We start from the raw sequence: 12,971 nt of genomic DNA on the forward strand, positions 1-12,971 counted from the left end.
TTGTTTCGGTCAGCTGAGGCAACCAAAACCAAACCGGGGGCAAATGTAGCCACCTTCCACCGCTTGGTCAAGGTCAAGCCCTTCGGGATGCCGAACATTTTTCTGCGAAAAATAACCGCTCATACCTTGCCCCTTCCTCCCTGTGGCTGTTAATGCCCTGTTTTGGTATTGCTCGTTGCCTTACAAGCTGCCAAAACGATTTAAAATAATGTTTAACTTAAAAATTTTAATTATGGCAACAACAGTAAAACAAAACGGAACTGCAAAAAAGGAAAATGCATCCGTTAAAAAGGAAGTACAGAAAAAGCTGACCGATGAAGCCATTGGAAAAGCTGCTTCAACAGAAAAAGCGGTAGCATCGAAAAAAGCTACCATCAGTTTGGATGACCGGATCCAAAATTTTGAAAAACTGAGAGGATTGGCCACCCAACGGGAACGGTTGAACCAGACCTTGAGCGAGTTGACAAAGTTCAACTATAACCAAGGGGATTCAGCTTCATTTTACATCCGGGATTCCCACAATTTGGAATTTAAAACGACCAATACGAACCTTATCAAATTGGTTACAACTCACTTACAGTCCACTTTGGAGGAACGAAAATCCGAAATTGAGGAACAGATTGTAAAATTTGAACTCTAAGGTAACTTCAAATCCTTAAAACAGGAAGCCTACTCCCCAAGAGTAGGTTTTCTTTTTTCCTTAAAAAGGGAGGTATAGTATTCAATCAATATATGCGCAAAGGTAAACTCGTAAAATACTCCCATCAAAAGCTTACGGCATAAAGCCGCTCCCGCACTCGCTATTTATATTCCGTTTCCTTTTGAGCTGAGATTTTATCTTCCGTTTGGTTCTAGCTTAAATATTAATTGTTTAACTAAAATCAAATGTTATGTATTTATCAAATTTACAGCAGGATGAAATCTTCGTTCCATCAGAAATGAAATCCTTGAAAAGCCTGACCCAGATGGAATCCCGAAGGGGACTTGAAAATGCCATAATTTCGAATGGCAAAATTGTCAACGTGGTATCGAACAGCTACGGCCACGTACCGAACGAACTTTTCTTCAAAAAGGCCGAAGAAATGTTGACCGATGCCAGACTGAATTATCAGAAGCGGACAATCAACAGGAATGATAGGTCTTTCATTACCGACTTTATCATTGATGATAACAACCAATTTTCGGTAAAGAATGAAAAAGACCTGATACTGCCGATGCTGCGGTTTAAGAATTCCTATGATGGTAGCGAGAAAACTTCTGGACATTTTGGCTTTTATAGGGAAGTATGCTCCAATGGCCTACACGTTTCACAAGCGGAAATTGAGTTTTCCATCAAGCATAGTAAGAACAATACCGACCTGATAATGCCAAGGTTGAACAATCTGTTCGATAAGTTCTTGGACAATGAATTTTACACCATTACCAAGAAGTTCGACAGAATGAGGGAATTTGAAATCATCGACACCAAGGAATTTGTAAAAGAAATTCTGGAAAGCACGAAATTGTTCCGGTACGAATGTAGCGATAAGAACAATGATCCTTCAAAGAAATCCCGGGAAATACTTGAAATTCTGGATAACGAAGCGTTGTTACTTGATGAAAAACCTAATTTGTGGATAGGCTATAATGCTTTCAATCAAATGCTTCACAATACATTGAAAAAAAGCTTTTCACAACAGGAACGCTTGGACAAAAAACTGTTCGATGTCGTTTATGAAATGGCTTAATGTCATAATAGGTTTATCCAGTACCTTAAACTGGATTTTTTTTATTCTGAGCAAAAGAATTTATTTGGAAAGTTAGCTTTGCAATCCCACTCAGCCCATTCCCCTACATTCCGCAGAAAAAGCTCCATTCCGCGAAAAGCGCTTCATTTCAAAGGTCTTGGACACAACTCTAAAGCTTCCGATTTCCATTCCACTTGTCCGCCTATTCCCGAGAAAGGTCGGGAAGCGGCCAAACTCCATTCCCATCTACAGCTTTGAAGTCAAGTCCGCTTTAAATACCATTTCATACGATAATTTTAGTTGGTATTTAAAAAAACGACAAAACCAACCATTTCAAATATTTACCACTTTATCTGCATAGTGGCAATAATTAGTTTTCAAATATTTACCACTTTTTTGTATATTTGGCAAAGTTTAGATACATAGGTTATGCCAAAAGTTATAGAAAATAAGATTATAGAGGTATTTAAGGAGCGAAAATCCTTCGATAGGGACGAGCTATTTCACTTCTATTTGGAATCTGAACCAGACTTGAAAGAAAGTACTTTTAGTTGGCGGATTTATGACCTTAAAAAAAAAGATATTATTAAAACTATTGGACGTGGATTATATGTAATATCCTACAAACCCAAGTATAAACCAGTACTATCTGATAGCGTATTTAAAATAGCTCGCAAAACAAATGAACGTTATGAGGATATTAAATATGCTGTATGGGAAACCGAATGGCTAAACGAGTTTTCTCAGCACCAGACATCCAATGAAATGATTGTAGTCGAAGTAGAAAAGGAATTTGCCGATTCACTTTATTATTACCTCAATGATACTATGCGAATGGATTTTTTTCTTAACCCCGATGAAAAGGAAATCCAGTTTTATATTTCTGAAAGTAACGTGCCAGTTGTCATCAAAAACCTCGTTACACGAGCCCCAATTATTAAATTTGAAAATAAAAAAGCAGTTGTGTCTATTGCAACACTTGAAAAAATAATGGTGGATCTGTTTGCAGATGAAGATTTGTTTCATTTTTATCAAGGTTCTGAAATGATAAACATTTATGAAAAGATAATAGACCGCTACAGTATTAATTTCACAAAACTGTTCAGCTATGCCAAACGGCGTAGGAAAGAACAGGAAATCAAACAATTTATAAGTAACCATATTCCAAATTTTCTAGAGGACATCCAATATGATTGATAATAAAAGTTTCACGAAAGAATGGCTGGACAGCTTCCGTGCAAAAAAAGAACACAAGGCTATTAACGCAACTATTCTCGAAAAGATGGTGCACGCATTATTTTTATTGGAACATTTGAAGGAAGCTGGACTAGACTTTGTTTTTAAAGGGGGAACGTCGCTAGTACTATTGCTCAAAGAAGGAAATCGATTTTCAATCGATATCGATATAATTTCAAGTGTAACCCGTGAACCTTTAGAAAAAATTCTTGATGCGGTAGTTTCCAATTCCCATTTCAAAAAACACGTATTGAATGAACGTCGAAGCTACAAGGAAGGTGTACCCAAGGCACATTATACTTTTGAATTTAATTCGGTGTATAACCCGAACGTTCCAGGAACAATTCTGTTGGACATTCTTTTTGATAGTCCGCACTACCCTGAGCTAATCGAGTCTTCCATAAATACACCGTGGCTATCGTATGACGGAACTGCAACAACAATTACAACACCTTCTATAAATGCCATTTGTGGCGACAAGCTAACTGCTTTTGCACCGGAAACCATCGGTATACCTTATTACAAAAAAGACCAGCTCTTTGCAATGGAAATTTGCAAGCAAATGTTCGATTTAGGAAAACTATTTGAAAACATTACAGATATGGAAATGGTAAAGAAAAGTTTTTCGGCTTTTGCGAAAGCCGAATTATCCTATCGAAGTTTAGATAAAGATTTTAGCAGCAGGAAACTTACAGAAGCAGACGTACTTTGGGATTCCATAAACACTTGCACCATTATTGCTAGAAGGGAACGCAACCCAACTGCCGAATCAAAAAAGAAATTTACAGATTTGAATTTGGGTATTCGCAGTTTTGGTGGTGCATTTTTAATGACCGGAAATTTCAGAATTGAAGATGCATTAGCAGCTTCGGCCAGAGTAGCTTATTTGAATGCCATCCTTTTACAACCAGAAGTGTCTGAAATTGAATATTATGAGGGTCAAGATTTAAGCAAACTTACTATTGACAAAACAGATTGGGCATACTTGAATAAATTGAAACGCCAACCAGATAAAAGCATTTTTTATTATTGGTGTAAGGCTGTGGAATTGTTACCAGTTTAAAAAAGAGGAGAATGCTTAAAACCAAGAATAATTTGAGATCAGTATTAAACAGTTAAACACGCCACAATATGCAGACTGCACATATTGAAGAGATTTTTAAAGAATATTTAAAGAAAGAGGCAACACAATACGCTTTACTAATTAATGGTACTTGGGGAAGTGGCAAGACCTTTTTTTGGAAAAAAACGCTGCACGCAATAGTCAAAAAACAAGAGCTAAAGCCATTATATATTTCGTTGAATGGCTTGAAAACCGTAGAGCAGTTGCAACAGCAATTGATGATTAAATTAATTCCTTTTTTTGGAAAACCTGAAAATAAAGCTTTAAAAAATATAGCAAGACTAACTGGTAACATAGGAAATACCGTAATCAAGTTTTTCAAGGTTGATTTCAGTAATATTTTGAGTGGTGTTACTTTAGATGGCTTAAAGTTTAATGATAAAGTTCTTTGTTTTGATGACCTTGAAAGATGCCAAATACCTATAAAAGAATTATTCGGCTTTATAAATGACTTCGTAGAGCACAAAAACTTGAAATGTTTAATCTTGGCTGATGCAATTAAAATTGATGACAATGCTCAGTATTTAAAGATTAAAGAAAAAGTTATAGGCAGAGAACTGAATTATGAACCTGAACTGGAAAAAGTCCTTCCGACTCTCTATAAAACATATACTTCCGAAGATGCGTATTTTACATTTTTAAAGCAAAATAAAGACTATATCTACGGGATATTTTATGAATACGAAGAATATAATTTGAGAATTATATCGTTCTTTTTAGAGAGTCTTTTTAAAATTCACAGAAGCCTGAAAGATGTAGCTACGGAATTTCAAGAAGAGGTTATTCTGTTTACAGCTCTTATTTCAATTGAGTTCAAGAGAGGTCATTTAAAATCTGATGAGAGTAATGATTTTAATGGGCTGGAAAATACATCTTATTTTTGGTATCAAAATAGAGGTAAAAGTGTTCCAATGAATAGCTTCTTTCCAGAAGATAAAAAAGAACCAGAGATAGAGCCGACCTATGCTGAAAAATTCTATTTGAGGTATGTGGAAAGTAGAATCAATGAGTTTCAATTTTACGGAAGCATTTATACTTATATCCTTTCAGGGTATCTTGATGTTAAAAATTTAATAGATGAACTGGAAAAAAGAAAGCCCGAAGAACATCCCAAAGAGGTATTGGAATTTATGAGGCTCGTTACTTATAATTTTAGGTCTATTGATGGAAATGAATTTGAAAAATTAGTGGCAAACGTATTACGGAATGCTGAAAATGGTCTTTATTCTATATATGATTATGATAGGCTCTCAAATTTTTATCACTTTTTTTCACAGAATGGCTTAGTAGCAAAAACATCACAAGAAATCGACGATATACTTTTAAAAGGCTTGGATTTAGCTTCAAAGCGTAAGGAAATCAACGATAGGATTTTTGAAAATTTAGCGCATTTTGCTGTAAGCATACCTGAAATGCAACCAATACGGGACAAAATTATTGCTGTGCATAAAGTTATTAAAGAGGAATCCGAAGCTTCAGAAAGCAATATATTGATGGAATTACTCGAAAATGAAAATATTGAAGATTTAAACCAACTCTTTGAGTCAAAGAAATATTCTAAAGATTTTTTAAAGTATATAAATGGGGATCAACTTTTTATCGTTTTAAATTCTGTTAGTAATGACACTTTAGTACACTTTACTAAAGCAATGCAAGAACGCTATAAGAGTTCAAGTTTAAAACATATGTTTCCTGATGATTTTGACAGTTTGAATGATTTAAAGCTATCAATCAATAATTTAGTTCTTCACGACGAAAAACTTGATAAATTGAGAATATTTAATTGGAAAGAATTATTAGAAATCCTTGATAGAACCTGTGAAATATTAACATCCGAAGCTGAATAGAATTTTATAATTCCATCTTATTTAACAAGAGAATTGCATTTCCATTATCCCACTCAGCCCATTCCCCTACATTCCGCGAAAAAGCTTCATTTCGGGAAAAGCGCTTCATTACAAAGGTCTTGGACACAACTCCAAAGCTTCCGATTCCCATTCCACTTGCCCGCCCATTCCCGAGAAAAATCAGGAAGCAGTCAAACTCCATTCCCGGCTATAGCTTTGAAGTCAAGTCCGCTTTAAATCCTACTTCAAGAGGATTATCCTTTTCCATAACCCGGTCAGCACATTGCCGCTCCATTCCGCGTCCGCCTGCCGAAGGGGCAGGAATCGCTCCATTCCGGGCAAAGAGCTTTCCTACATAGGTCTTGAACACCATCCCCGATTGCTACTTTCCATTCCGTTTGCCCTTCCCGCGCTGCCGGGAAGCGCACTCCATTCCAATACGAAATCGTGAACGGAGTCCGCTTTTCATCGGAATTCCATTTAATTATTTAGTCCCGCCTCCTATGTTTTTATACTTCACAAAAGGCATTTAGACCTACTCCCGAGCCACCGCTGTCCCAATCGTTTTTTTGTAAGCAAAATACCAACATTTGGAAGTTAAACGGAGTGCATAACCGGTCGTACCTCCCTTTTATAACTCCTTATTAATTCCAAATATTAGCAACTATATCAGCAACAAAAAAAGGTAACAGCGGACGGCTCTATGGGAAGTAAATCTAAACTGAATAGTATGAAATCTTACAAAAACATCAAAAAGGAAGCGGGACTAAAAAAACAAAAAAAGGAAAACGCTCTGGATATAATAAGTAAATCACTTCAAAAAATATAAACGCAAACTGTCTGAATGGTTCGGATAGTATTTTAATTAATTTTTAATTCTTTTATTATGAGTACTTTAAAAAATCACGTACAGTTAATCGGAAATGTTGGCCAAGAGCCACAAATCACGAACCTTGAAAGCGGTAAAAAGGTAGCCCGTTTTTCACTCGCCACAAACGAGTATTACAAAGATGCCAAGGGCAAAAAAGTCCAAAGTACGGAATGGCACACGATTGTAGCCTGGGGCAAAACTGCCGAAATTATCGAAAAATATGCCGGAAAGGGCAAAGAAATCGGGGTAACGGGAAAACTGAAATCCCGAAGCTACGAGGACAAGGACGGTATAAAAAGATATGTTACCGAAGTGGAAGCGGGCGAAATCCTTTTGTTGGGAACTAAAAACGGCAATAATTCAGCCGAGTAATCTAAAATTAAAGAGGGCGTTTCCGTCTAAAGTTGCGCCCTCTTTTTTCATTATTAACTCCTTAAATAGAAATCACAATGAAAGCACAAGTTAACGAAATCAAAGAGGGATTGCAACATTTTCACGGTTCGGAAACCATATTTCAAATCCCATTATTAAGAACCCGATACACCAACGGACTGAAATATTTGGCGGAAGCTGCCGAATGTTTTTGGCTCATTACGGACGCTTCCGTAATCGCAAAAAGCCTGATGAACCAAAGCGAATTTATTACTATCGACTTCAAGAGATTGTCCGAGGACAAACAGGATTTTACGGGCTACGAAGCTGAGATAATCTACACGGATGGAAATGATAATATTTTGGAAAAACACGGGTATCGGGCGACTGATTTTCCGCTTGATGAACTACGGTTGTTTTTTGTGAATAATACGCTGATGTTACCGAGCGAATATTAACCTCTTCAAAACCTAAAAATTATGATCTATCTAAATTTTTCAGACCTGAACGGGGATGCCCAAGAACGTCTTTTGGAAAGTTCAAAAAAAGACGTCGAGCAAAAATTTGGCGATGATATTCGGAAGTATTCAAAAAAGCATTGCACCAATTTTGATGTGATGATCGAGGAAGAAGCACTAAGGAATTTATACAGTTATACCTATGTGTTTAATATCTGAAATTGTCCAAATAGGAACGGAAAGACCTTTGAATTTTCAGAGGTCTTTTTTTGCTAAAACATATCCAGTTCAATAAAAATCCTTATCTTTATTCCGCTGAAATTCAGCATTCAATTTTACGCAGGGGTATCCATTTTTTGACTTTCGCCGATAACCCTGCCCATCGAAAAATTACATAACGGGAAATCTTTTCCCTGAAATTGGCAATTGGCTTTTAGCCAGATTGTACGAAATTTTTGTCCCGCTGGGCGGGACGAAAAGGAGTAGCAAGAGGGTAACACGCGATGCGATGTTAAGTACTCCTTTTCCTTGTTAATCAACTGATTTTTAAATACTTAAAAATAAGCCGATTATTCAGATTTCTACAATTTGCGACAAATGCCCTGTGAATGCCCATTTTCAGGGAAGGATTTGCGACAAATCGGCGAATTATGGACTCATTTATTGGTATCAGGTTCAAAAAGGAAACGGCAAAACGTTTTCAGGAATTTTCACGGACACACTTCAAATCACACACCGAAGCATTAGCTACAATGCTCGATTTTTTCTTTTACAACGAGATTTCCCCAAAGGAAAAATTGGGCCCGACCGGAAGGACGATCGAGGCCAATTTAAAGAAACGTATCAATGCGGTGATCGCCATAATGCGGGATATGGAAAAGACCCAGACCAGACCCACCGTGGCGATGATCGAATCCCTTTTTCAGACCGAAGAACCCAAGAAGAAACCCTTGATCTTAGAGAGGAAATTTGTGGAAGAAAATAAGGAAGTCCGTTTTCGCGAAAAGCAAAACCACAACAACGAACTGTAATTTTTGAACTATGTATATCACAATCACACCTCAAAAACTTGGCAGTAACTATTCCCAGAGTTCGGCAGATTTTGTAGGCTATTTGGAAAAAGAAAATCAAGGTTTGGAACAGGGAGAGATGGAACATTTTTTCAGTCAATATGGCGATAAATTTTCAGCGGAAGAAGTGGTAAAAGATATTGATGGAAACGGTGCCAAACTCAAAAAGACCGAACCTAAATTCTATTCGATCACGGTCAGTCCGTCGAAGTATGAATTAAGTAGGTTACAGAACAACAGCGAGGATCTTAAAAAATATACCCGTGAACTGATGAAGGATTATGTTGCATCGTTCAACCGGGAAATCAATGGGCGCCCTGTGACCATCGATGACATTAAATACTATGCGAAAATTGAACACCAACGAACGTTTAAGGGAACCGACAAACAGATTAAGGAAAACCAACCCTTTGCCACCAAAATATTGCAACTAAAAAACCAGATCCGAAATATTGAAAACGGTTCGATGGAAGGAAGTGTTAGGAAGCGGGAACGGGAAATCACAAAATTAGAAAAACAGGCACCCCATCAACAGGAAGGAAAAAGGATCGTTCAAGGAATGCGAAAGGCCGGAAGCCAAAGCCATATCCATATTATCGTGAGCCGCAAGGATGCGTCCAATTCGTTCAGCCTTTCGCCCGGGAGCAAATACAAGGTATCCGATGTTGAGATGAGAGGGAAACAAGTTAAACGGGGGTTTGACCGGGACCAGTTTTTTGAAAATGCCGAAAAGACCTTTGACAAGACTTTTGGCTACCAGCGGAACTTTGCGGAAATCTACAAAGCACGTAAGGATTTTATCAAAAACCCAAAAATCTATTTTGCTTCATTGATGAAATTGCCCACTAACGAAAAGGCAATCGCTTTCAAAATGATGCGGGAAACGGATATCCCGATAATGCCAAGTATTCCGAGCAATCAGGCGCAGCTTGCCCTAAAAGTTTTCAATAAGCTGCGCAAAGGTTTGGACGTGGCCGTCAAATCAAGTTCAATAGGAATTTAAAGATTTGTTATGCAATTGAATAATCTTACAACGATACTCTTAATTATTGGTGTAGCAAGTACGCTATATTATATACTGTATAGGTTGACGCGATATGCCTTTATTTTAAGCGTGATTTTGCTCATGACCCTGGTGTTCTACCTCTCGAGCGGCAACGAACTGATTTTAATTTCATTGGTTGTGGTCTGTCCGCTTATGCTTATTAATACAGGGTTCTATGTTTTTTTGCATAAAAAGGATGAGCCTAAAAATGGCGATAGTAAATATTGCGTCAACTTTGCAACGAGCAAAGGAAACTTTAAACTGGAAAATATAAAACGTGGGGCATCTATCATAGGCTCTGCGGGAAGTGGAAAGACCGAAAGTGTGGTGTATGGTTTCCTTAAACATTTTCAAAAAGAGGGCTTTTGTGGGATCATCCACGACTATAAAGATTTTGAGTTAACGGAAATGGCATATCCACTTTTTAAGGACAGGGATATCCCGTTTAAGGTCATTTCCTTTGACAAAATCATTCACAAGGTAAATCCTATTGCGCCACGCTATTTAGAGAACGAGGAAAGCGTAAATGAAGTTTCAAGGGTATTGATCGAAAACCTTTTGGAGCAAAGAGAAAGCGGAACTTCGGGAACAACTAAATTCTTTAATGATGCTGCGGAAGGTTTGATTGGTGGGCTGATCTGGAAACTAAAAACATCTTATCCTGAATTCTGCACCCTGCCACATTTGATTGCCATTTACCAATTTTTGGACACGGATAGCCTCATTCAGTTTTTGGAAACCAATACAACGTCAAGAGCAATGGCAGACGCTTTTATAAGTGGAAAGGATTCGGAACGACAGACCGCCGGGGTGAAAAGCACCTTGGCAAATGCGCTGAAGCGAATAAGTACGCAACATATTTTTATGGCACTATCCGCAGACGAAGTGCCATTGAATATCAATAGCGAGGAAAACCCTGCAATCATTTCGGTAGTGAACAATCCAAAATACGATACATCCTATTCACCTGTAATTGCAACCATCATTCACACCATTACCAAGCAAATGAGCGTGCGCAATTCCAAGCCTTCTTTTCTATTGATGGAAGAGGCGCCAACCATTCGATTACTCAATATGCACCGTATTCCGGCAACCCTGCGGAGTTATGATATTGCCACCATCTACGTAATGCAGGATAAGATACAGAATGATATGATGTATGGGGATAAGGCGAGCAAAGCAATTTTAAGCAATCTGTCCTATCAGTTTTTCGGCAAGGTCAACGATCCCGACACCGCCAAATACTACGAACGTTTTTTTGAAATTATCAAAAACCCGACTAAAAGCGTAAGCCGTGGACATAATCTTGATTTTGATACAAGGGTTACAACTGGGGAAAAGGAAATCCCAAAGATAAGGGCGGACGTTTTCTTTCGGTTGAAGCAAGGCGAGTTTATCACTTATGCAGATGGAAAGGATAAAAAGGTGCAGTTTAGATTGTCCAAAATTCAACGGCAACTTCCTGAAGAATCCAAGCAATTTTCTCAGGCAGATTTAGCGGCTAATTTTGAGCGGGTTTATGATGAAGCGAAGTCGATATTTGAATAAATAATTTAAATATCATAGTATTTATTTTAGTTTTATGCCTAAAAAACATATATTGCTCTAATAAATACTAAAGCTATGGTTGCGGAATGCATTGATAAATTATTATCGATTGAAGAATATTCTTTTTCCCTTGATGAACTGATGGAACAGACCACCAAAAGCAAAAATGCAATTTGGCAGGAACTGGCGCATCTGATTGAAAAAAACAAAGTCCTCAACTTAAGAAAGGGTTTTTATCTTATACTCACCCCCAGATATTCCAGTTTTGGAAAACTTCCCATTGACCTGTATATCGAGAAACTTTTTGAGTATTTGGGGCGTAATTATTATTTGGGGTTTTACAGCGCGGCAAAAGTATATGGTGCAAGCCATCAACAAATCCAGCGCGATTATGTAATGACATCAACTCCCAAACTTTTGGATATTAAAAAATCGGCTATTGATATCCGTTTTTTGACTACCTCTGCTTGGCCGGAAAAAAATATACTTCCCAAAAAATCGGATGCCGGAACTTATCATATTTCCAGTCCGGCTTTGACCTTGGCAGATTTGATACATTATCAAAATAAATTAGGGGGGCTTAATCGAATGCTATCTACCATTGAAGAATTGTTGGAAGAAGTTACACAAAAAGACCTTGAAGATTTATTGAGTTGGTATGGCAATAAGGCAACACTTCAGCGACTGGGATTTTTATTGGATCAAATAGATCAAGAGAACCGTTTTTCAAATTTGATTTTTCAACATTTGGAAAAACAAAAAATACATCCGGTTTTATTAAAGCCAACTATACAACAACGACCAGGTTCGGTAGATAATAAATGGAAAGTGGATGTCAACCTAAGATTAGAAACTGACCTATGATTTCAAAACCCTATATAGCACAATGGCGGGAATATGCACCTTGGAAAGAATTTGCACAGGTTGAACAGGATTTGATTATTAGCCGCGCATTGGTAGCAATTTTTTCAGATGATTTTCTAAGGGAAAAGCTTGCGTTCCGGGGCGGCACCGCTTTGCATAAACTGTATCTGAACCCTGCACCCAGATATTCCGAGGATATCGATCTTGTTCAAATTAAGGAAGGTCCTATAAAACCTATTATGAAGCGTATAGGTGAAGTGATCACGTTTTTTGAAGAAGATAGGCGCACACAGGTGCGCGGACACGGAGCAAAAGTACTGTACCGTTTTACATCGGAATATGAAAATGAGCGTCGCCGGCTCAAGTTAGAGATCAACTGCAAAGAACATTTTAAGGTGCTAAAGTGGATGGAATTCCCTTTTGATATGGTCAATCCCTGGTTTTCGGGAAGGGCGGATATTAAAACATATAAAATCAATGAACTTTTAGGAACAAAACTAAGGGCACTATATCAGCGCAGTAAAGGACGGGATCTTTTTGATCTGGATTATTCCAGGCGAAATATGAAACTCGATATTGATGAAATTATCAAGTGCTTTAAGGTTTATATGGAATTTTCCGTTGGCAAAGTTCCTTCTCAAAAAGAGTTCCTTCAAAATATAGAAGCCAAGGAAAACGATGCAGCTTTTGAGGGCGATATGGAAGGTTTGTTACGGCCGGAAGTCAAATACGATCAAAAAGCGGCTTTCCGATGGTTGAAAGAAATGGTTATTTCAAGAATGTGATTAAATATAAAAAAGCCGTTTTTTC

14 protein-coding genes are annotated in these 12,971 nt (G+C 37.6%); 13 read left to right on the plus strand and 1 reads right to left on the minus strand.

What is annotated here, in order from left to right:
* Positions 1 to 208 precede the first annotated feature (208 nt).
* From AB8M93_RS03715 to AB8M93_RS03735, 5 genes are all read left to right on the plus strand, one after another.
* Positions 209 to 640, plus strand: coding sequence for a hypothetical protein (locus AB8M93_RS03715; protein WP_373056287.1), 432 nt, complete (start codon positions 209 to 211; stop codon positions 638 to 640).
* 250 nt (positions 641 to 890) lie between these two features.
* Positions 891 to 1,727 carry a DUF932 domain-containing protein gene (locus tag AB8M93_RS03720; RefSeq protein WP_128767233.1) on the plus strand — a complete coding sequence of 279 codons (837 nt, stop codon included), beginning with the start codon at positions 891 to 893 and terminating at the stop codon, positions 1,725 to 1,727.
* Between the two features lie 429 nt (positions 1,728 to 2,156).
* Positions 2,157 to 2,924, plus strand: a complete 768-nt coding sequence (locus AB8M93_RS03725) for a DUF6577 family protein (RefSeq protein WP_128767232.1) — start codon at positions 2,157 to 2,159, stop codon at positions 2,922 to 2,924.
* Positions 2,917 to 4,026 (plus strand): nucleotidyl transferase AbiEii/AbiGii toxin family protein, encoded by a 1,110-nt coding sequence (locus tag AB8M93_RS03730; RefSeq protein WP_128767231.1) that lies wholly within the window; start codon positions 2,917 to 2,919, stop codon positions 4,024 to 4,026. Before AB8M93_RS03725 ends, AB8M93_RS03730 begins: the two co-directional genes overlap by 8 nt.
* Before the next feature lie 68 nt (positions 4,027 to 4,094).
* Complete coding sequence (locus tag AB8M93_RS03735) at positions 4,095 to 5,933, plus strand: P-loop NTPase fold protein (protein ID WP_128767230.1); 1,839 nt, start codon at positions 4,095 to 4,097, stop codon at positions 5,931 to 5,933.
* A 4-nt stretch (positions 5,934 to 5,937) separates the two neighbouring features.
* Here the strand turns inward: AB8M93_RS03735 and AB8M93_RS03740 are convergent, their stop codons facing one another.
* Entirely contained in the window at positions 5,938 to 6,135 is a 198-nt protein-coding gene (locus AB8M93_RS03740) for a hypothetical protein (protein ID WP_128767229.1), read from the minus strand.
* A gap of 684 nt (positions 6,136 to 6,819) precedes the next feature.
* Here AB8M93_RS03740 and AB8M93_RS03745 point away from each other — a divergent pair.
* The 8 genes from AB8M93_RS03745 (at position 6,820) to AB8M93_RS03780 (ending at position 12,946) form a co-directional block, all read left to right on the plus strand.
* Entirely contained in the window at positions 6,820 to 7,176 is a 357-nt protein-coding gene (locus AB8M93_RS03745) for a single-stranded DNA-binding protein (protein ID WP_128764522.1), read from the plus strand.
* A gap of 77 nt (positions 7,177 to 7,253) precedes the next feature.
* Complete coding sequence (locus tag AB8M93_RS03750) at positions 7,254 to 7,634, plus strand: DUF6876 family protein (protein WP_128764521.1); 381 nt, start codon at positions 7,254 to 7,256, stop codon at positions 7,632 to 7,634.
* A 21-nt stretch (positions 7,635 to 7,655) separates the two neighbouring features.
* The gene (locus tag AB8M93_RS03755) at positions 7,656 to 7,853 is read left to right on the plus strand and encodes a hypothetical protein (RefSeq protein WP_128766709.1); all 198 of its coding nucleotides are present in this window, start codon (positions 7,656 to 7,658) and stop codon (positions 7,851 to 7,853) included.
* Between the two features lie 431 nt (positions 7,854 to 8,284).
* Complete coding sequence (locus AB8M93_RS03760) at positions 8,285 to 8,665, plus strand: BfmA/BtgA family mobilization protein (protein WP_128766708.1); 381 nt, start codon at positions 8,285 to 8,287, stop codon at positions 8,663 to 8,665.
* Positions 8,666 to 8,675: 10 nt separating this feature from the next.
* Positions 8,676 to 9,707 carry a MobB family relaxase gene (gene mobB / locus AB8M93_RS03765; protein ID WP_128766707.1) on the plus strand — a complete coding sequence of 344 codons (1,032 nt, stop codon included), beginning with the start codon at positions 8,676 to 8,678 and terminating at the stop codon, positions 9,705 to 9,707.
* Between the two features lie 9 nt (positions 9,708 to 9,716).
* Entirely contained in the window at positions 9,717 to 11,297 is a 1,581-nt protein-coding gene (locus AB8M93_RS03770) for a type IV secretory system conjugative DNA transfer family protein (RefSeq protein WP_128766706.1), read from the plus strand.
* Positions 11,298 to 11,372: 75 nt separating this feature from the next.
* Complete coding sequence (locus AB8M93_RS03775; protein ID WP_128766705.1) at positions 11,373 to 12,161, plus strand: type IV toxin-antitoxin system AbiEi family antitoxin domain-containing protein; 789 nt, start codon at positions 11,373 to 11,375, stop codon at positions 12,159 to 12,161.
* Positions 12,158 to 12,946, plus strand: coding sequence for a nucleotidyl transferase AbiEii/AbiGii toxin family protein (locus AB8M93_RS03780; RefSeq protein ID WP_128766704.1), 789 nt, complete (start codon positions 12,158 to 12,160; stop codon positions 12,944 to 12,946). The genes AB8M93_RS03775 and AB8M93_RS03780 overlap by 4 nt, the downstream gene beginning before the upstream one ends.
* Positions 12,947 to 12,971 lie beyond the last annotated feature (25 nt).

The organism is Autumnicola aciditolerans (assembly GCF_041679265.1).
Classification (GTDB): Bacteria; Bacteroidota; Bacteroidia; order Flavobacteriales; family Flavobacteriaceae; genus Autumnicola.